Source organism: Peristeroidobacter soli (assembly GCF_004138485.1).
GTDB classification, from domain to species: domain Bacteria; phylum Pseudomonadota; class Gammaproteobacteria; order Steroidobacterales; family Steroidobacteraceae; genus Steroidobacter; species Steroidobacter soli.
This window is the reverse complement of sequence record NZ_RYEV01000004.1, coordinates 1,007,387-1,028,222: the sequence shown is the minus strand read 5'-3', so window position 1 is coordinate 1,028,222 and position 20,836 is coordinate 1,007,387. Positions and strand designations below refer to the sequence as shown.

At 62.7% G+C, this 20,836-nt stretch carries 10 protein-coding genes; 6 read left to right on the top strand and 4 right to left on the bottom strand.

The annotated features are described in order from the left end of the window. Positions 1-53: 53 nt before the first annotated feature. Entirely contained in the window at positions 54-2,444 is a 2,391-nt protein-coding gene (locus EKO19_RS19905) for a TonB-dependent receptor (protein WP_175597120.1), read from the bottom strand. A gap of 255 nt (positions 2,445-2,699) precedes the next feature. On the opposite strand from EKO19_RS19905, the gene EKO19_RS19900 reads away from it, so the two are divergent. The 3 genes from EKO19_RS19900 to EKO19_RS19890 all read left to right on the top strand — a co-directional run bounded on the left by EKO19_RS19900 (position 2,700) and on the right by EKO19_RS19890 (position 9,396). Further along, entirely contained in the window at positions 2,700-4,619 is a 1,920-nt protein-coding gene (locus tag EKO19_RS19900; RefSeq protein ID WP_129778187.1) for a CocE/NonD family hydrolase, read from the top strand. A gap of 262 nt (positions 4,620-4,881) precedes the next feature. Further along, on the top strand, positions 4,882-5,760 hold the full coding sequence (locus tag EKO19_RS19895) for an ABC transporter ATP-binding protein (RefSeq protein ID WP_129778186.1): 879 nt from the start codon (positions 4,882-4,884) through the stop codon (positions 5,758-5,760). Between the two features lie 12 nt (positions 5,761-5,772). Beyond that, positions 5,773-9,396 carry an ABC transporter permease/M1 family aminopeptidase gene (locus EKO19_RS19890; RefSeq protein ID WP_129778185.1) on the top strand — a complete coding sequence of 1,208 codons (3,624 nt, stop codon included), beginning with the start codon at positions 5,773-5,775 and terminating at the stop codon, positions 9,394-9,396. A gap of 6 nt (positions 9,397-9,402) precedes the next feature. Here the strand turns inward: EKO19_RS19890 and EKO19_RS19885 are convergent, their stop codons facing one another. Together EKO19_RS19885 and EKO19_RS19880 are read right to left on the bottom strand one after the other, a co-directional pair. Then, a complete protein-coding gene (locus tag EKO19_RS19885; RefSeq protein WP_129778184.1) occupies positions 9,403-10,416 on the bottom strand; it encodes a FecR family protein in 1,014 nt (337 codons plus the stop codon). Next, positions 10,413-10,922 carry an RNA polymerase sigma factor gene (locus EKO19_RS19880; protein ID WP_157995347.1) on the bottom strand — a complete coding sequence of 170 codons (510 nt, stop codon included), beginning with the start codon at positions 10,920-10,922 and terminating at the stop codon, positions 10,413-10,415. Before EKO19_RS19880 ends, EKO19_RS19885 begins: the two co-directional genes overlap by 4 nt. 131 nt (positions 10,923-11,053) lie before the next feature. On the opposite strand from EKO19_RS19880, the gene EKO19_RS19875 reads away from it, so the two are divergent. The 3 genes from EKO19_RS19875 to EKO19_RS19865 are packed head-to-tail and all read left to right on the top strand — an operon-like array spanning position 11,054 to position 19,673. Further along, complete coding sequence (locus EKO19_RS19875) at positions 11,054-13,690, top strand: TonB-dependent receptor (RefSeq protein WP_129778182.1); 2,637 nt, start codon at positions 11,054-11,056, stop codon at positions 13,688-13,690. 5 nt (positions 13,691-13,695) lie between these two features. Beyond that, entirely contained in the window at positions 13,696-16,347 is a 2,652-nt protein-coding gene (locus EKO19_RS19870) for a S9 family peptidase (protein WP_246038935.1), read from the top strand. Positions 16,348-16,373: 26 nt separating this feature from the next. After that, positions 16,374-19,673 carry a S8 family serine peptidase gene (locus tag EKO19_RS19865; RefSeq protein WP_129778180.1) on the top strand — a complete coding sequence of 1,100 codons (3,300 nt, stop codon included), beginning with the start codon at positions 16,374-16,376 and terminating at the stop codon, positions 19,671-19,673. On the opposite strand, the gene EKO19_RS19860 is transcribed toward EKO19_RS19865, so the two are convergent. Further along, positions 19,663-20,811, bottom strand: coding sequence for a dipeptidase (locus EKO19_RS19860; RefSeq protein WP_157995346.1), 1,149 nt, complete (start codon positions 20,809-20,811; stop codon positions 19,663-19,665). The genes EKO19_RS19865 and EKO19_RS19860 overlap by 11 nt on opposite strands. Positions 20,812-20,836: the final 25 nt, after the last annotated feature.

Here is a 20,836-nt window from a genome sequence, read left to right as displayed (position 1 = left end):
GGCCGATGCTGGGCGGGATGCTAAACGCCGGGCGCGTAGCGCCGGCGGTTCATTCAGAAGTTATAGCGGAGCCGAACATAAACCTCACGCGGCTGATTGATCAGGCTCTGCGTGGCCAGGTTGCTGGTGACGGGATCCAGATTGCCCGGCGACAGCAACGCGCGCTTATTGGTCAGGTTGGTGGCGTACAGGCCGACCAGCCACTTGTCGTTGTTGAGCGCCACCGACGCATTCATGATGTTCATCGGCGCCGAGGCGAGCGGGGCGTTGCCCAGGATGCCGAAGTTTGACAGCAGCACCTTCGAGCGATACGTGTCGTTCAATGACATCGCCATCCGGTAGCCGTTGCTCAACTCGAACTCATAGTTGAGCGTGGCGGCCGCGCTCACTTTGGGGCTGCCGGGCAGCTGCTGACCTTCCATGCCGACGATGTCGCCGAATGTAGAGGCGATTCGATAATCCTTCGAGAACGTGGCGTCGGCGTAAGCACCGCTCACCATGACGCTCAGGCCGTCGACCCACAGCGGGGTGCTGATATCGAGCTCGACGCCTTGCGACTCCGCTTCCTTGGCGTTCCAGACCGCGAAGTTCGTGGTCGGTGTGGTGCCGCCGATCTGCGGGTTCTCCCAAATGATGTCGAATGCCGCCAGCGTGTACGCGAGGCCATTCGCGAAATGACCTTTCAGGCCGATCTCGTAGTTGTCCGCCGTGTCGGGACGATAGGTGACGAGCTCCGGATTGTCGGCGAACGGACCGACCAGGGGCAGCGCGTTCGAGCCACCGCGGCGGAAGCCCTGTGACCAGACCGCATATACGCGATGATTGTCGGCGTACTCATAGGAAGGGTTGATCTTCCAGGTGGTCTTCGAAGCCGACGACGTGCGTGTTTCCGCCGGTACCGAGAGGCCGTAGGCGTACAGCTCCAGGTACTGACTGTCGTCGAAGTCCTGCTTGAAGTGCCGGAAGCCGGCAGTGAGCTGGCCGCGTTCGGTGAAGTGCCAGGTCAACTCGCCGAACACCGACTTGTCTTCGAACTTCTGTTTGTCGGTCTGATCGATGATGACGCCGCCGGGGGCGGTGAGCGGAATACAGTCGGGGAACTCCGCGCCGAAGTAATAACCGCCGGTACAGCCTTGCGCGAGCGCGCGATCGACCGAGCCGGGATTGGTGACGATCCAGGTGCCGTTGCGGGTTTGTTTCTGATAGAACAAGCCCACCACGTAATCGAATTTATTATCGGGGTGACTGTTCGACACCAAGCGAACTTCCTGAGAGAAGGTGTGTGCACGGTCGCCATAGACCTGCGGCAGGATGAAGCGCGGGCTCAGCGTCGTGCCGGTGTAGTAGCCGATGTACTGCGGCAGCCGATACAGCGAGTAACTGGTTTCGCTCTGAGTCTGGCCTTCGGTAGTGAAGTACGAAGTCGTCGAGGACAGCGTCGCGAAGCCGGCGTCGTAGCTCAGATCCAGGCTCGCGAGATCGGTTTTGCGATCGTAAGGCTCTTCGGCGCCGGCAAACCGGCGATAGTCGCCGCCCGCCGGGAAAATGATGCGCGGATCGCCAGCGAAGGGGCCGCCGGGGAAGTAGGAGGTGGTGGTGCGGCCAGACATGCCTTCCAGATCGGAGTACATGTACGCGATCTGCGCGTTGAACGTGTCAGTCGGCTGCCACAGCAGGCTGGCGCGGCCGGTGAATGTTTTCTGTTCGTTCCAATCTTTCTTGGACGTGTACACGGCGGGGCTGTCCACCGGATCGGCGGGATTCGCCAGGATCGGCGCACCGTTGCCGTCGAGTTTCATCAGGCCGTAGGCATCGATGAAGCCCGGCAGATCTTCGTAGTTCGCCGAAGCGCGGAACGCGAACGTATCGCCCATGGGAAGATTGACGGTCGCCGTCGTCGCGTAGCTGGGATCGCTGGCGTTATCGATCATGCCGATGCGGGCTTCGGCGTTGCCCGAGAACTCACCGAGCTTGGGCGAAGCCGGGATGATTCGCAGCGCGCCGCCCAGCGCACCCGCGCCGTACAGCGTGCCTTGTGGACCACGCAACACTTCCACGCGCTCGATGTCGTTGAGCTGGAAATAGCCATCGATGGGCGAGTTGCCGATGTATGTTCCCACCGGAGCCTGCTCGAACGTGCGGAATCCACCGGCACCCGGGCTCGCATTCAAGCCGCGGATGATTGGAAATGAAGTGGAGCTGGAGCGCGCGCCACGATCCGACATGCTGACGCCAGGCACCTGGCGGGCCAGCGAGGCGAGATCCGTGACGCCCGCGTTCGACAGCTGCACCGGATTCACGACCGAGATGCTGTAGGGGACTTCTTCCGTTGTCTGCTGGCGGCGGCTCGCGGTTACGATGACTTCGGTGAGCGAATCCAGCTTCGCATCGGACTGCTGTTGCGCGCTGGCCGGCTGCGGCAGTCCGTACAGTGCTATCAGCACAGCTCCTGTGATCTGTGATGTTGCATGAATCTTCATAGTGTCCCCATGTTGGTGCAGTTGTAAGGCCCGGAAAGATTCTTCTCTTAATTTGAAACAGACCGGCGCGCAGCGGTAGCAAATCGTTCTAATGCTCGTCATAAGCCCGCGTTAGGTCTGTCAGTGGCGCTTATGGCCGCCATCAAAATGATTTGATATCGCCGGCCGGAGGCCGGTGCCTAGAATCGGGCGTTACCTCCGTCAAGAGAGCGAACCATCGTGAGACTTCGAACTTTCGGCTTGCTGGCGCTGTCCCTGTCGATCGTCACCGCGACCGCGCAGGCGGATACGGACCGGCAATCGCCGCCGCCCTTCAACGATGTTCCCCAGGAATTCACCGCCAAGGTCTTCGAGCAGAACTTCATCAAGCGCGTGGAGATGATTCCGATGCGCGATGGGGTGAAGTTGCATACGTTGATTTTCATTCCCAAGGGCGCGAAGGATGCGCCCATGCTGATGGGGCGCACGCCTTACAACGCCGCGCGCTACGAATCGAGCATGCAAGCCGACCAGTTCCTGCGGCAGGGTTTCATCCGCGTTTATCAGGACATTCGCGGCAAGTATGGTTCCGAAGGCAACTACGTCGTCACGATGCCGGTGCGTGGGCCCCTCAATCCCACCAGCACGGATCACGTCACCGATACCTGGGACACCGTCGATTGGCTGGTAAAGAACGTGTCGGAGTCCAACGGCCGTGTGGCCATCATCGGAAACTCATACGACGGGTTTACCGCGGCGATGGCGTTGCTCGATCCACACCCGGCGCTCAAGGCGGCCGTACCGGTGGGGCCGCTGCTGGACGCGTGGATGGGCGATGACTGGTTCCACTACGGCGCCTTCCGCCAGATGATGCTGGGCTACGTCCACATGCAGACCGGGCAGCGTGGCGAGGGGGTGATCGCGCCGAGCGAGATCTACGACAAGTACGAAGAGTTCCTTCGTGCCGGCTCGGTGGCCGGCTACGCCGCCAGCAACGGGTTGGACAAGTTGCCGTTCGTGCAACGGTTGCTCGAACATCCTGCGTACGACGCGTTCTGGCAGGGAATGGCCGTCGACAAGCTCATCGTCCAGCGTCCGTCGAAAGTGCCGACCTTGTGGACGCAGGGCCTGTGGGACCAGGAAGACATGTGGGGCTCGAATCATGTCTGGCGGGCGTTGCAAGCCGCCGGTCACGAAGCCAACAACTGGCTGGTGCTGGGCCCGTGGAATCACATTCAGCCGTGGGGTGGCGGCACGTCCATCGGCCCGATGAAGTGGCCCACGGACACGTCGTATCAATGGACCAATGAGATGCTGTTGCCGTTCTTGAACGAGCATCTTCGCAATGGACCGCCAGCCAACCTGCCGCGCGTCACGGTGTACAACACGGGCGAGAAGCGTTGGGACAAATTCACGACCTGGCCGACGGCTTGCGATCGGGGCTGCGGCACGAAATTGCAGCCGCTGTATCTGACGCCGGATTTCAGTCTGTCATTTGAGCAAGCGGCGCAAGCCAGCGGGGGGGACACCTACACCAGCGATCCGGCCACGCCGGTGCCGTTCCTGCCACGGCCGGTGGTCGATCCGTTCGGTGAGTTCGGCGCCACCGGAGGGTTGGGTAGCGCCTACGAGCCCTGGAGCAAATGGCTGTCGACGGATCAGCGCTTCGTGGCCGGCCGGCCCGACGTGTTGGTGTATGAAACCGAAGTGCTGACCGAGGCGGTACGAGTGCAAGGCATTCCCATCGCCGACATTCGTGCGTCGACCACGGGCACCGATGGCGACTTCGTCGTGAAGCTCATCGACGTGTATCCGTCCAAGGATTACAGCAACCCCGGCGCCAGCGGTTATCAGCTGCCGATCGCGACCGACATCTTCCGAGGCCGCTATCGCGAGAGCTTCGAACATCCGACCGCGATTCCGGCCAACAAGCCGCAGCAGTATCGCTTCGAGCTGCCCAACGTGAACCACGTGTTCCAGCCGGGCCATCGCATCATGGTGCAGATCCAGTCGACGCTGTTCCCGCTGTACGACCGGAATCCGCAGACGTTCGTGGCGAATATCTTCAAAGCCAGGCCGACGGACTACAAGAAGGCGGAGGTCACCATCCTGCGCTCCAAGGCGCAGCCGACCGCGATTCTGTTGCCGGTGGTGAAGTAACGCATGGCGCGCAGGAGGTGATAACACCTCCTTATGGCGCGCATTAGAGATATTAGGGGCGTCGCACCGACGCCCTTGGCTAAGATTCAGAGGCGATAAAAGACGGCCCGGCGAAAGTCACATCTTTTGCCGGGCGTGTCGAAACGGCCTTGGCCGCTTTCGACCCGAGAATGAATGGGGACGCCCCGCGTCTTGATGCCGCGCGGTGCCTGCAAATAACGATTGCGGCCCAGGGAGGCCGCGCTGTACAGCGAGGACTGCCGTGCTCCAAATCGACAATCTCTCTCACGTGTACCCCAACGGGACGCGCGCTCTGGACTCGGTATCGCTGCAGGTGCCGCCCGGCATGTTCGGGCTGCTGGGGCCGAATGGCGCCGGCAAGTCGTCGTTGATGCGTTCCATCGCCACCTTGCAGACGCCGACCTCCGGCAGCATTCGTTTCGGCGCCATCGATGTGCTCGCCGATCCCGAAGCGTTGCGCCGGACGCTCGGTTACCTGCCGCAGGATTTCGGTGTGTATCCGCGAGTGTCCGCCTATGAAATGCTCGATCACATCGCCGTGCTCAAGGGTTATGCAGCCAGTGGCGAGCGGCGCACGGTGGTCGAAGCGCTGTTGAATCAGGTCAATCTCTGGCCGGTGCGACACAAGGCGCTGGCTGGATTCTCCGGCGGCATGCGTCAGCGCTTCGGTATCGCGCAGGCGCTGATCGGTCAGCCGCGACTGGTCATCGTCGATGAGCCCACCGCGGGTCTGGATCCGGAGGAAAGCAATCGATTCCTGAATCTGTTGGCGGAGATCGCCGAGAGCACCGTCGTCATCCTCTCGACGCACATCGTGCAGGACGTTGCGAACCTGTGTCCGCGCACGGCCATGCTGGTCGGCGGCAAGATCGTGCGGGTCGGCGCACCGCTGGATCTCATCGGCGAACTGCGCGGTCGCATCTGGCAAAAGGTCATCGACAAGCGTGAGCTCGAAGCGCATCGAAAGGCGCACGAGGTCATCGCGACCCGACTGTCGAGCGGCCGTACCGTGATCCACGTGCTGGCCGACAGGCAACCGGGGCCGGGATTCGATACCGCGGAAGGCAGTCTCGAGGACGTGTATTTCTCGACGCTGTCGTCGCTGCGTCGCGCGGCCTGAGGAGATGCAAGCATGCTGACTCAAGTCGCGCGTTTCGAGCTGCGATATCAGATCCGCTCGCCCATTTTCTGGATCACCAGCTTCATCTTTCTGGCGTTGACCTTCACGCTGGTGACTTCCGACGACCTGCGCATCGGCTGGGGCGGCTATGTGGCTCGCAACTCGCCGTTCGCCATCGCCACCATGTGCATGATCATGGTGATCTTCGCCATCTTCATCGTCACCACGTTCGTTTCCAACGTGATCCTGCGCGACGATGAAAGCGGCTTCGGGCCCATCGTGCATGCCACGCGGCTGACGAGATTCGACTATCTGTTCGGCCGGTTCACTGGCGGGTTCCTGACCACGTGCCTGGTGTTTCTGAGCGTGCCGCTGGGCGTGCTGATCGCGTCGGCGATGCCCTGGCTCGATCCGGGCACCGTCGGGCCGTTCCGTCCCGGCGCCTATCTATATGCGTACCTCGTGCTGTGTGTGCCGACTCTGTTCGTGCTGTCCGCCAGCTTCTTCAGCCTGGCGACGGTGACGCGCTCGATGATCGCCACGTACATCGTGGCGCTGGTGGTGTTGATGGCGTATCTGCTCACCACCACGTACTTTGCGCGCAAGGAATTCGCGGATATCGCGGCGCTGCTCGATCCGTTCGGCATGTCGGGCTTCAGGAGCGTGACTCAGCATTGGACGGCGAGCGAGCGCAATTCGTTGCTGACGCCTATCGTCGGGCGCTTTCTGCAGAATCGCCTCCTGTGGGGGGCGATTGGGTTCGCGTTGCTCGCGGTGACGTGGCGGACGTTCAAGAACCAGTCGAACTCCGCAACCAAGGCAGCGAAGCGTCCAACTGAAGAAAAAGCCGATAAGCAGGCGCCTACCGCAGGCCCGTTACCGCCGCCGTCGATGGACACGCAGGCTCTCGGTTGGGGGCCGCTGGTCGCGTTGACGAAGTTCGACGTGCTCAGCGTGCTACGCAGCCCCGCGTACATCGTGTTGCTCGGCATCGGCTTCATGAACACGGTGGTCGGCCTGTGGTACGCGGGCGAAGACAACGTGAGCATCACGTTGCCGGTCACGCGCATCATGATCAAGACGCTGATCGATCAGTTCACGCTGATTCCCTTGATCATCGCCGCGTACTACGCGGGCGAGCTGGTGTGGCGGGATCGCGAACGTCGCGTCAACGAAATCGTGGACGCCACGCCCTCGGCCGACTGGGCGTTCGTGCTGCCGAAGATCATCGCGATTGCCATCGTGCTGTTCAGCATGGCGCTGATCAGCGTGGGCGCGGCATTGTGCGTGCAGGCGGTCAAGGGCTATTTCGATTTCGAGCTCGGCCACTACGTGGTCTGGTATGTGCTGCCGTGGCTGCTCAACATGGTGATGTACGCCGTGCTGGCGGTGTTCGTCCAGATGCTGGTGCCACACAAGTTCGGCGGTCTGCTGATCACGTTACTGGTGCTGGTGGCGCAGATGTCGCTGTCCAAGCTGGGCTTCGAGCACAACCTGTATCACTTCGCCAGCTCCTCGCCGGTGCCGCTGTCCGATATGAACGGGCAGGGCGAGTTCGCAAAGCATGCGGCGTGGTTCCGTCTGTACTGGGCGGCGTTCTCGGCCATCCTCGCTGTGCTCGCGTACGGTTTGTGGCGTCGAGGTGCTTCGTCGCCACTGAAAGGCCGCATGCAGCGTCTGCCGTCGCGATTGAAGGGGCCCGCTGGATTGATGGCGGCGGGTGGTGCAGCGGTCATGGTCGCGGTCGGCGGCTACATCTACTACAACACCAACGTTCTCAACGAGTACCGGACGTTCATCGACAGCACGCGCTGGGCGGCGGAGTACGAGAAGACGGTGCTGCCGTTCGAGAAGGTCACTCAGCCCCGTATCGTCGATGTGAACTTGAACGTCGACATCTATCCCACCGAGCCGCGAGTGGTGACGCGTGGTACCTATGTCGTCGAGAACCGGACGAATGGACCGCTGAATGAGGTGCACGTGTCGTGGCCGCGTCAGCTCGAGTTGAAATCGTTCCTCGGGCCGATCGTGACGGCCGAGGTGCAGATGCGTTCGCTCGAAGTGCCGGGCGCGAAGATGACGCGCGAGTTCCCGGATCTGCACTACCGAATCTTTACGTTCGATCAGCCACTGGCGCCCGGTCAGCGCGCCGAGGTGCGTTTCGAAACCGTGCGCGAGCAGCGCGGCTTCAAGAACACCAACAACGAAATGCGCGTGGTCGAGAACGGGGTGTTCATCGACAACTGGCAGATCGCGCCCATCCTCGGACCGAATCGTTTCGTGTTGCTGGCGGACCGGACGCAGCGTCGCAAGTTCGGCCTGCCCGATGAAATTCGCCCGCCCGCGCTCGAAGACGAAAGCGGTCGCGCCCACCATTACTTCAGGCACGACAGTGACTGGATCAACGCCGACGTGACGGTGACCAGCACCGCGGATCACGTCGTCGTGGCGCCGGGTCATCAGCTCGACACGAGGATTGAAGGCGACCGGCGCGTCTCGCACTTCCGCACCGAGGCGCCGATTCAGAACTTCTTCTCGATTCAGTCGGCGCGTTACGCGGTGAAGGAGGACAAGTGGAACGACGTGAATCTGGCGGTCTACTACCATCCCACGCACCCATATAACGTCGACCGCATGATCACGGCGATGAAGGCGTCGATGGACTACTACTCGACCAACTTCAGCCCGTATCAGTTCAATCAATTCCGGATCGTGGAGTTTCCGGCGTACTCCAACTTCGCACAGGCGTTCCCGGGCACCATTCCGTACTCGGAAGCGGCGGGCTTCATCTTCGACGCCACGCATCGCGACCGGATCGATTTCATCACCTATGTCACAGCCCACGAAGCCGGGCACCAGTGGTGGGCGCATCAGGTGATCGGCGCGGATATGCAGGGTCAGACTGTGCTGTCTGAGACGCTGGCGCAGTATGCGGCGCTCATGGTGATGGAGCGGATGTATGGAGCTGAAGAGATCCGCAAGTTCCTCAAGGGATCGCTGGATAGCTACCTGCGGGGCCGTGCCAGCGATCTCATTGGCGAAGTGCCGCTGGAGCGGGTCGAGAATCAGGCGCACATCCGTTATCAGAAGGGCGGCATGGTGATGTATCTGCTCAAGGATCTGATGGGCGAAGACGCCGTGAACCGGGCGTTGCGGGCGTTGATCCGGGATTATGCGTTCAAGCCGGCGCCGTATCCCACTTCGCGCGACTTGATCGCACGGTTGCGGGCGGAAGCGAAGCCTGAACTGCAGGATCTCATCACGGATCTGTTCGAGAACATCACGCTGTACGACCTCAAGGTCACTGGCAGTCGCGCGACCCGGCAGGCCGATGGGAAGTGGAGCGTCGCCATCGATTTGAATGCTCGCAAGCTGTACGCGGATGCGAAGGGCGAGGAAACGGAAGCGCCGCTGGAAGGGGAGTTCGACATCGGCGTGTTCACGGCTGAGCCGGGCAAGCCGGGGTTCAAGGACAGCAGTGTGCTGTTCATGCAGCGCCAGCATGTGAGCGGCGGCAAGCATACGGTGACGGTGGTGGTGGATCAGGAGCCGAAGTTCGTCGGGTTCGATCCCTATAACAAGTATGTCGACCGGAACTCGGACGACAACCTGGTGCCGCTCGGAGCCGAGTCGTAGAGTCGGCTATCGCCGGTGCACTCGTATCTCTTTCTGTTCCTCCGTCACTGCGATGTCGAAACGGTTGGTCAATGCGAAGGTGACCGATTCCATGTCGCCGATCCGGAAGCGGCCGGACAGATGGACCGATTGCAACGCCGGGTCGGCGATGACGAACGGCTTGAGAGTGTAGCGATTCACTTCCCGGAGCACATCGAGCAGCGGCTCATCGTCGAATTGAACCATGCCGCCGGTCCAACTGGTGGCGGCGGCGGCATCGATCGCGATAGGTGCGGGAATCGGCACTTCCGGCGCCACGTTCAGCTGCATGTTCGCGATCAGATCGACCGGTGGCGTACGCACAGTGTCGATGCGCGAGACTCGTACGCGGCCTTCCGTAACTACGACCTGCGTGCCGCCCTCGGTGCGGCGGACGCTGAACCGGGTGCCGATGGCGCGAACTTCGAGATCGTCGGTGCGAACGATGAATGGCCGCTCGGGATTCTTGGCAACTTCGAAAAAAGCCTCGCCGCGCGGTAAGGCCACTACCCGCGAGCTATCGCTGTAGAGCACCTTCACTTCCGAGTCGGTGTTGACGATGACGCTCGAGCCGTCGGAGAGCGTGACTCGCTGCTGCTCGCCGTGGCCCACGGAATAGCGATTGCTCGCGTACCAGAACCAGCCAACCATGACGGTGAGCAACAGCAGGGCACAGCCGCCGGCCAGTGACGGAGTCAGTCGGGACAGGCGCGCCGGAACCAATCTTCCGCTCTCTCGCTCGGTTGCGCGCAGTCGTCGATAACCTTCCAGGCGGGGCAGCTCGGCGCGATGTTCCCGCAGCTGCAGCCCGAGATAGCTGATCTTGTTGATCTCGGCATACGCCTGCGCGTTGCGCGGATCGGCCTTGAGCCATTGATCCAGCACCAGCAATTCCTGGCGCGTCACGTCGGGACATTGAACGCGCACCGCCCATTCGGCCGCGGTGTTGGGATAGCCGCCCAACACGTGCCGCAGGTGAGTCCATATCGAGGGGGTGTTCATCGCAGGTAGTCCTTGAGTCGTTCCTGACTATGGGCGAGTGCTTTCGCCATGTGCCGCTCGACGCTGCGGATCGAGATGTGCAGCCGGCGAGCGATGCCCGCGTGCGGCAGCCCTTCGACATAATAGAGCGCGAAGACCTGTTGAGTCAGATCGGGCAGCTCATTCAGCGCGTCGACGACCCGGCGCAAGCCTTCGCGCCAATAAAGAATTTCGCTGGCTTCGGCCTTGCTGCCCGCCGGCGTGTTTTCGTCGAGCGTGCAGTGATCGTCGGCGTGGTGAGTGGCACGCGAGCGCTGGACATCGGTGGCGGCGTTGTAGGCCGCTTTCACCATATAGGCGCGTGCGTCTTCTTCCAATGCCCCCGCCTGTTCGCGTTTGACCAGGCCCAGGAACACATTCTGGGTCGCGTCCTGCGCATCGTCGTCGTTGCGCAGCCGCCGTCGCAGGAAACTGCGGACGCGTTTCCCCTGCGACTTGAAGAGCCGGGCGACGGGCGATTCGGACATGAGACCAAGACTGCCACGAATTTCAGGCCCACGGAAAATATCTTCGCCGGCTGTCGGGTTCTCGCGAGCGCGCCGTAAGTACTTCACAGGGGAGCGTCCGATCATAACAATGCGCTTGAAGGGTCAACATCATGGGTCAACCGCGCCGTTCCGTTTGCCTGGCCGTCCGTGCACAGCTCGCCGCGTGCGTGCTCGCCACCTCGCTGGCCTGGGGCCAGACCAGCCGTCTCGAATTCGACTTGCCCGCTCAATCGTTGGAAGCGTCGCTGCGCGCCATTGCGGAGCGTGACAATTTACAGATCGTCTATGTTAGTGCAGATGTGGCGGGTATCGCCGCGCCTGCGCTCAAAGGGCAGTTCACCACCGTCGATGCCATCACCAAGCTGACCGAAGGCACGCGCCTGAGCGTCAGCTTCGACGGCAAGGCGACGGTGGTGGTGAAGCCGAAAGAAACATCGAGGGAAGGGGCGCTGCGCGACCCGGCGCAGTCGCTGTACGTGGACGAAGTGGTCGTCACCGGCACCAACATCAAAGGCGTGGCGCCGGCCGGCTCGCCGGTGATCGTGATCGACAAGGAGACGATCCGGCGCAGCGGCTACAGCACCACCGAACAGCTGCTGCAGTCCTTGCCACAGAACGTGCGCAGCGGCTCCGAAGGCGCGACGGCCGACGGCGAATTGAGCGCGGGCTCGCTGGCCGGGGTCAACAGCACCAAGGGCACGGGCGTGAATCTTCGCGGTCTCGGCTCGGTTGCAACACTCACGCTGATCAACGGCCGCCGGATCGCGGCATCGAGCTCCGGCACGTTCACCGACATTTCATTGATCCCGCTGAGCGCCATCGAGCGCATCGAGATCCTGAGCGACGGTGCGTCGGCGATCTACGGTGCCGACGCGGTCGGCGGCGTGGTGAATTTCATCCTCAAGCAGGATTTCGAGGGGGCGGAGAGCCAGGCTCGGTACGGCTTCACCACCGAAGACGGTCTCGACGAATGGCAGCTCACTCACACGGTGGGCTCGAATTGGGGCAGCGGCAATGCGCTGTTCGTGATCGACTACAAGAACCAGAGCGAGCTGTTGGCCGCGGATCGCGCTGTCACGTCCACCGTGCGCAATCCCACCTCGATCTTTCCCGAGAACAAACAAATCGCGTTCGTGTTCTCGGGCCGGCAGCGGCTCGCCGAGAAGTTATCCGCCCAGGCCGACGTGCAGTTCTCGCATTCGGAGCGCTTCGGCCATCTCACATTCAGCGGCGGCACGCTGACCGCCGCGCAGCCCAACACCATCGATCGCATCAATGCGGCGCTGGGTCTGACCTACGAGCTCGGTCGCGACTGGGAAGTTTCTCTCGATGGCGTGGTGAGCCGGGAAGACATCGACCTGCGGTTCGACGCCAGGAACGTGGCCACCGGCGCGCCGAATGCGGCGCAGTCGTACGTGCAGGATCAGCGGCAGGACCAGTGGAGCTCGGGCATCAAGGTCACGGGCCCGCTGTTCAAATTGCCGGGCGGCAGCGTCGGGCTCGCGCTCGGTGCCTCCAAGCGTTCGGAAGACTACTTTCGCAAGGTTCCATCGCAGAACTACGTCGAGGCGGCGGACCGCACCGTCGAATCCATGTTCGCGGAACTGCACGTGCCACTGGTCGGGCACGACAATGCGATGACGGGCATTCGCAGACTGGAGATGTCGCTGGCGGCGCGCTACGACGACTACTCGGATTTCGGCGACACCACCAATCCCAAGATCGGCATTTCGTGGTCGCCCATCGATTCGCTCGAGCTGCGCAGCAGCTACAGCACTTCCTTTCGCGCGCCCTCGGCGGGGCGCGAGCTCGCCGACAGCAACGAAGGCATCGATCCGCTGATGTTCATCTACTCGTTCACGGCGCCCGATGGCGTGGGCTACGTGCCCGTGATCCAGCTGTTCGGCTCATCGCCGCTGGTCCCGGAGGAGTCCAAGAACTGGACGGTGGGGCTCACGTTTCGTCCCGAATCGGTGGCGGGGCTGGAGATCGGGCTGACGTACTTCGACATCAAGTACACCGATCGCATCATCGCGCCGCCTTTCGACAGCGGCGCGCTGCTGGATCCGACATTGCAGGCATTCGTCACCGAATATGCGTCGGCGGCAGCCCTGCAGGCCGCCCTGGCACAGCTGGTGAACGGACCGGTGAGCTACTACGACGTCTCGGGGCCCAGCTATGCCGGCGGCTTCTTCGGTCCCAACCCGGAGAACAGTACGCGCTACACCTACGAGAGTCGCTGGATCAACGCCGGCAAGGTCGACATCAGCGGCTTCGACCTGACGCTCGACTATGGTTTCGAGTGGCGCGACAACCAGTTTCGCTTCGGCTTCAACGCCAGCCACCTGCAGGAAATCATGAGCTCGTTCGCGCCCGGCCTGCCGGCGCTGGATCTGGTGGACACCACCGGCAATCCGCTCGACTGGCGGATTCGCACCACTGCCTGGTGGTCGCGCGGCAAGTACGATGCGGCGCTGGCGGTGAACTACGCCGACTCCTATGTGGATACGTCGGGTGCGATCGATGCGCCGATCCGCTCTTATGTGACGGTCGACGCGAACTTTCGCTATGAGCTCGGCAACGCGGCGGAGGCGAACAAGAATCTGTTTCTGTCGCTCAGCGTGATCAATCTGCTCGACGAACAGCCCCCGTACGTCGCCGCATCCGGCCGCAACTCGCACTACGACGGCGCCAACGCCAGTCCGCTCGGGCGGATGGTGACCTTCGGCGTGTCCAAGCGGTGGTGATCGTGATGCGCACCTGCCTGGCCAAGTTGTGGGGACTGTTGGTATCGCTGTGCGTGGCGGGCAGCGCGTTCGCGCAGCACCCGATCACGCTCGACGATCTGTTCAAGCTCAGCGTCGTCAATCACACCGCCGTCTCACCGGACGGCGAGTGGATCGCGGCGGTGATCATCCGCCCGGTGACGCCGGGCGAGATGTATGGCCGGACCTACTATGAAGCGGATGTGACGCGCGCCGATGTCTGGTTGATTTCCACCAAGACCGGCGAGCGACGCAATCTCACGCAAGGCGCGCGCGAGGCGAGTGGATTCTGGTGCGCCACCTGGTCACCTGACGGGCAACGGCTTGCCATGCTCTCGACCAAACCCGCGGGCAAGGAGCCGCGCGGTGGCGACAATATCCGCCTGCACGTGTGGGAGAAGTCGAGCGGGGCAATCAAGCGGCTGAGCTCACGGGCGATGATGACGCAGACCATGGGAGGCTCGGCGCTGTATCGCGTCGATCTGCGCAATCAGTTCAACCAGGCTCACAACGCCGGTCGCTGCAGCGACGAGGAGAACGCGCCGTTTGTGTGGGTCGACGACAGCTCGCTGCTCGCAGTGGCACTTCCACAAGGAAATGTTTCCGGGTTGCTCGATGCGTACTCGCGCAGCTTGAAGCATGCGTCCGCGACATTGAAGTCGCTCGAGCGAGGTGACGAGCCAACCGTATCGCCGGTTGAGAGCGCGGGCACGGAGTCTGCCGCGCCATTGAACGTCTCGCTGCTGCGGATCAACGCTCGTAATGCCCGATCGGAGGAGATCGCGTCGGTGCCCGTGTTTCCACTGGACGGCGACCTGCAGATGGTGGTCGCGCCGGATGCGAAATCGGCGGCGCTGCTGGCGACCATTCGTGCGACTGCGCCGGGCGGCGGCGAGAAGTTCTCTTATCCGTTCGGGTCCTGGGCGGTGGACAAGCAGCTCGGGTTCGTCGATCTCGTCGCCGGCTCGTCGGTGCGCTGGGCACCGTTGCCCGCCACCGGCAAATATCTGCTGGACCTGTTGTCCTGGTCGAACGATGGCAGCACGGTGGCGGTTCGTGCGCGTCCCAGGATATCGACGCTGTCACTGACAATGTTCGTCGCGTCCGCTCGCGATCTTTCCATCACGCGCGTGAGCCCCGAAACGCTGTCGGTGGCGGCAGCGGCGTCGGGCGCCGACATCCCGGACACGTCGAGTGTGATCTGGACCGATACCGGCGGGCTGATTGCGAAGGCGGTGCGTGCCGATGAGGAGCTGTCGCCGCTGGAGTGGTGGATCCGTCAGGCTCGTTCGCGCAGCGTCCCTCGCGCCGACTGGTGGCTGCTCCGGGACGATGCCGAACCTGTCAATCTCAGCTCGAAGATGGAGCACGTGCCGGCAAGCTTGCATCGGGTCGCATCGAACGGCCGGTTGGTGGGAGTCGCCGGCAATGCGCTGTGGACGCTCGATGCAACCAGCGGCGAGGCAACGCGACTTGCGTCGGCACCGCTGCCGGAAGGGGCCGAAGTCATGTGGGCCGGCCCGCAACGAAGCGCGACATTCGAGCTGTTGATCGCGGGCAAAGGCAAGGACGGAGTGCGGCCCTGGGTGCGGGCACAGATTCAGGACAACGCTGCAACGGTGACGTCCATCGAGCTGCCGAGCTCGACCGCCCGATTCGAATCGTACGACGCGGCACGCACGCGACTGCTGTTCAAAGATCGGGCACCGACGGGCACGTTCCTGTGGGCGACGAACGCGGCTGGCGCGGACGCCAGGAAGTTGCTGTCCATCAATGAGCACATGGCCGAGGTGGCGATGGGCGAGACCCGACTCATCGAGTATCGCGGCATCGAAGGCCAGTCGTTGAAGGCCGGCGTGATTCTGCCGCCGGACTATGTGCCGGGTCGCAAGTATCCGATGCTGATGTGGGTGTATGCCGGCGCGACCGTGCGCGGCTTCGACAGCGACTTCTTCAATGCCTATTACGCCGGCATGTACAACATGCGGCTGTACGCCGCGAAGGGCTACGTCGTGATGATGCCGAGCATGCCGCTCGCGCCCGATGGCGGGAAAAACGACGATTACATCGACCTGCCGAAGGGCGCGATGCCCGCCGTCGACAAGCTGATCGAGCTGGGCATCGCCGATCCCGACCGGCTCGCCGTGATGGGCCAGAGTTACGGTGGCTACAGCACGTATTCGCTGGTGACTTACACGAATCGTTTCAAGGCGGCGATTGCGATGGCCGGCATCACGGAGCTGGTGAGCTTGTACGGACAGTTCGATCCCACTGCGCGTGGCTATGGCGGCATCGAGCATCAGAAGTCGGCCAACTGGGGGCTGCTGGAGCACGGCCAGGTCAGCATGGGCGTGCCGCCGTGGGAAGACTTGTGGCACTACTTGAGGAACTCGCCGCTGTATTTTGTCGATCGAGTGCAGACGCCGCTGCTGATGATTCACGGTGAGCAGGACATTCGCGGTCCGATGACGCAGGCGGAAGAGTTCTTCTACGCGCTGTACCATCAAGGCAAGCGGGCCAAGCTGCTGCGGTACTGGGGCGAAGATCACGGGCTGCGCCAGTCGCCGGCGAACGTGCGCAACGTGGTCGATGAGATCATCGCGTGGCTCGACGCGAACCTGACGACACAGAACAAATAACTCCCGTTCGGCCTCGAGGGCACACGATGAAGAATCTGCTATGGCTGGCGCCGTGGTTGGCGCTGCTGACCTCGCGCGCATGGAGCCTCGACGCGGTCGAATCCAGCAAGCTGGCGCTGTATGAAGCGAATGGCGAGCCCTATGTGGTCATTGCCATCGCTGCTGCGCAGGGCAAGACCGGGGAAGTGATCGATCGCGTCCGCAAGGAGGGCGGTCGCGTCGACTATGTTCGCAAGGACGTCGACTACCTCACGGCCGTGCTGCCGACAGTGCGCATTCGGAAGTTTCTGGATCATTCGTCGATCGCCGCGGCCGAGCTGGACAATTTTCGGGGGCGCTATGGCGAGGCGCTGTTCGGTTGGGAGTCGCCGCCGTGGTCGCCACCGAAAGCGCCGGCTGAGGCCGTGGTCGACAAACCCGCGACGCCTGTGCGGGACGTGCGTGCGGATTGGCCGCCGCAGCTCGGAGCGCCGAACCTCGAACATCCGTACGACATTCTGAAAGACATGGACGGCGTCGCTTTTCGTAAACGTCTCGGTGGCAACGACGCTCGCGGTGTCGTGATTGCGCACGTGGAATGGTTCCCGGATTTCCTGCTGCCCGAGTTGCAGACCGCGTGGTCCGCCAGCGGCGAGCGGATTCCGAAGTTTCTGGATGTGATCAATCTGCCCGCGACGCTACCGACGCTAGATGCGAAGTCCGAGGGCATGGGTGAATTCTGGACTTCGCGCTTCTCGGCGTCGCTCACGTCGCGTTCTCGGCAGATCACGCATCGAGGTCAGACGTATTCGGTGCCCTTCGACGGCGCGTTTCGCATGGCGCGTCTGGCGGTGCTGTCCACTGACGGCGGCGTACAGCGCATTTATGAGATCGGCCACAAGGTCTGGTCGCAGAATGCAGTGCCGGCCACCGAACAGGAGACGGCCGCGGGAGTGTTGATCTCCTATCCTGTGTTGTGGTCCGAGCGCAGCCAGCAAGCCTGGCTCGATACCGATCTCGACGGCGATTTTTCGGATGAGCTTGCGGTGGGCGAATATCGTCGCACGCACCAATTCGGCATCGTCGGCCGCGACGATCCGAAAACGCCGGTGCGGGATACGGTTGCGTACGCGCTGCAGAGGGAAGGCGATCGGCTGTCGTTCAACTTCGGGGTCGGCAACCATGCGAGCGCGGTGGCCGGTGCCGCGGCTGCGAACCGGGCGCCGGCCGGCCGCATCGATGGCGTTGCGCCGGGGGCGCAGTTGCTGGCGATCTCCGCGCACGGCAACGATTCCATCGCGACGTTCGTTCGCGGGCTCATCACGGCCTTCACGCATCCTCAGGTCGATGTGGTGCTGATCGAGGGCAATTTGTATCTTTCGGGCGTCTATCATCTGGCGCGGGACGGCCGTTCCGTGCCGGCAACGATCATCGAGAGGCTGCAGGCACGACATTCGAAGCCTGCGTTCGTCACGGCGGACAACGTGATCGGCATGGGCAACGTCATGGACACGGCGCTGGCGGAGTCTGTGATTGCCGTTGGCGCGTATCAGAGCGCCGAGAACAGCTACGTCAATCTCGGCATTCACAGCCGCAATGCGGACAGCCTGCATTGGGTCGGCTCCGAGGGGCCCGCCGGAACGGGCGCGTTGAAGCCGGACCTGATTGCGCCGGCGACGCCGATGTCGCTTGCCGTAGGATTCAGATGGGATCGCGATCGCGCGCGACGCAGTGGCGTCTACCAGCTGCCGCCCGGCTATGACATTTGCGGCGGCACTTCATGTGCAACGCCTGTAGCGGCGGGAGCAGCGGCGCTGCTGGTTGGCGCCGCCAAGCGTGAGCGACTGGCGGTCGATGGCAATCGTGTACACCGGGCCATGCGCGAGTCCGCGCGCCGCCTGCCGGACATCGATACTTATAAACAAGGGCGCGGGCTGGTTCAGGTCGATGCAGCCTGGCGCCATCTGCAGGCGGCGGCTCGCGAGACTGTCGAAATCATCGAAGTCTCCGCGCCGGTTCGAACGGCGGTGAGCGATCGGTTGCCTGTGCCGAACGTCGGCAGTGGCTTGTTCGAGCGCGACGGCTGGAAGCCGGGCATGCGAGGCACGCGTGAGATCACGTTGAAGCGGAAGACCGGACCGCGCACGCCCGTTCAGTACGCGCTGTCCTGGGAAGGAGCCGGTCAGCATGCATTCGAGACTCGTGCATCCGTGGAGTTGCCACTCGGCCAGGCGGTGACTCTGCAGATTCAGATCGCGGTGAATGAGCCGCGGGTCTACAGCGATCTGCTTCGGCTGGAGCGCGCAGGTGTCGAGATTGCAACGGTGCCTGTGACCATCGTCGTGCCGCACGCGTTCACGGCCGAGAATCGCTTCGAGGTCAGCGAAGAGGTCTCGCTGGATCGGCCGGGTCGCCACAATCTCTTCTTCGACGTGCCTGAGGGGGTCGAGCTGTTCCGGTTCAGCGCGGGTTCGAAACGCCCGAAGATCAGCGTGTTTCTGCACGCGCCCGACAACTACCAGATGGTCGAGTACGGCACCATCGAGACGCTGTCGGCGTCCGGTGGACTGTCGGTGTTCCGCCCCATGCCCGGTGTCTGGCAGGTGACTCTGGTCGATTCCGCCGATGCGACCGAGCACGACTGGTCGGTGCCGGCCAACGAGGTGCTGCCGGCGGCCGCAGTGACGACCACTGCTTCGATCTACTCCGTCGATCTAAAGCAGCAAAACGGGCAGGCGACGCTCAGCAATCGTTATGCATCTTTCGTCGGCGGCCTGATGTCCGCGCCGCTTGCGGCACGGAGAGAAACCAATCTGCAGCTGCGCGCCGGCGAGCGGGTGGAGCGTGAGATCGAGGTGATCGCCGGCGCGTCCTGGCTGATGGTCGGGACTGAGGTAACGAATCGGGATGCCGCGACGGTCGACATTCATCTCTACGATTGCAGCGGCGCTACGTGCCTGCCCGCCAAAAATCACGACAGCTACGCTCGTGACAGACAGATCGTGGTGGCGAACCCATCGGCGGGTCGATGGAAAGTGGTGAGTGTTGCGCGAGGCAGGGGAGCGGCGAGCGTTCGACTCACCGAGGCAATGGCCCATCCTTCGTATGGTTCGCTAGCGACGACCGATGGCATGATTCAGCGTCGACCTGGCGATGCCTGGTCCGTGGATCTGAATCTGTGGCCGAGGCAGCCAGCGCCTGCAGGCTTCGAGCTGGCTGCGATGTTTCGGGTTGGCGTGCAGGGCGTGAGATTTCCGCAGGCGCGAGCCGTGGCCGCGGCAAATGGCTCTGATGCCGTGGCGCTGTTGATGTGGGTGCCCGTACGAGATGAGGTCGTCAGCCGATGACCTCACCGAACACCCTGAGCCAGTTGCCGCCCAGGATCTTCACGATGGCCTCCTCTTTGTAACCGCGCTTGATCAGCCCGGCGGTCAGATATTTCCATTTGTGCTCGTCGTTCAAGCCTTCCGTCCCCAGCGGATACCGGAAGCGATAGGTGTCCTTGAAGTAGGGCTCGCCGTAGGCTTGCAGGAAGGCTTCCTTGTCTTTCGGGTCGGTGGGCCAGCCGCGCACCAGGGTGTCGCTGCCCAGGCCGACGTGATCGATGCCCACCAGCTTCACGATGTGGTCGATGTGATCGATGAAGTCGCTCATGGTCACCGGCAGATCGCGCTTGACCATGACATTGACCGTCGTCAGGCCCATCACGCCACCTTTAGCAGCGAGCTTGCGAATATGTTCGTCGGTCTTGTTACGAGGATGCTGATTGAGCGACGCGCAATTGGTGTGGGAGAAGATCGAGGGCTTCTTGCTGAACTCGATGGCGTCGAAGCTGGTCTGGTGGCCCGAGTGCGAGCTGTCCACCATGAGGCCCAGCTCGTTCATGCGTTCGATCACCGACAAGCCGAAGGTGCTGATGCCCGCGTCGGTGCGTTCGGTCGAGCCGTCGCCGATGTCGTTGCGCTCGTTGTACGTGAGCTGCATGGTGCGGACGCCGAGCGCCTGGAACATCTCCAGGTTTTCCAGCCGGCCCTCGATCGGGCAGTTCTGGAAGTTGAGCATCACCGAGCGCTTGCCTTCCTGCTTGGCGCGACGGATGTCACCAACGGAGCGGGCCGGTGCCAGGACGGAGCTGTTCTCCTTGATGAACCGGTTCCAGGCGGCGCAATCCTCGACGGCGGCTTCCAGCGGGAACGCGTTGAGCATGTAGGAGCCCTTGGCATTGTCCCGCTCCGGCTTGCGAACGCCGAGCGTGGTGCTCATGCAAGTGACGGCGCTGTCCTTGATGAACTTCAAGCCTTCCTGGTCGCGGAACTCGTCGCACAGCATGTCGACGATGATGGAGCGCGCGTATAGATCTTCGGCTTCTTTCATCAGGACCGGAACGTCCTGAGCCTTGCCCAGGGCCGGCAGCGCCCAGCCCAGCGCCGCGCCGGACGCCAGCGCACCGCCCGCCTGCATGAATCCGCGTCTGCTGATAGTCATGATCCGTCCCCTGCGACTGTTGGTT

What these genes read in the sequence shown, in the direction of transcription:
- EKO19_RS19890 (WP_129778185.1), top strand. Translation starts at nt 5,773, where the DNA reads ATGCTGACTCAAGTCGCGCGTTTCGAGCTGCGATATCAGATCCGCTCG.
- EKO19_RS19885 (WP_129778184.1), bottom strand. Translation starts at nt 10,416, where the DNA reads ATGAACACCCCCTCGATATGGACTCACCTGCGGCACGTGTTGGGCGGC.
- EKO19_RS19880 (WP_157995347.1), bottom strand. Translation starts at nt 10,922, where the DNA reads ATGTCCGAATCGCCCGTCGCCCGGCTCTTCAAGTCGCAGGGGAAACGC.
- EKO19_RS19875 (WP_129778182.1), top strand. Translation starts at nt 11,054, where the DNA reads ATGGGTCAACCGCGCCGTTCCGTTTGCCTGGCCGTCCGTGCACAGCTC.
- EKO19_RS19870 (WP_246038935.1), top strand. Translation starts at nt 13,696, where the DNA reads ATGCGCACCTGCCTGGCCAAGTTGTGGGGACTGTTGGTATCGCTGTGC.
- EKO19_RS19865 (WP_129778180.1), top strand. Translation starts at nt 16,374, where the DNA reads ATGAAGAATCTGCTATGGCTGGCGCCGTGGTTGGCGCTGCTGACCTCG.
- EKO19_RS19860 (WP_157995346.1), bottom strand. Translation starts at nt 20,811, where the DNA reads ATGACTATCAGCAGACGCGGATTCATGCAGGCGGGCGGTGCGCTGGCG.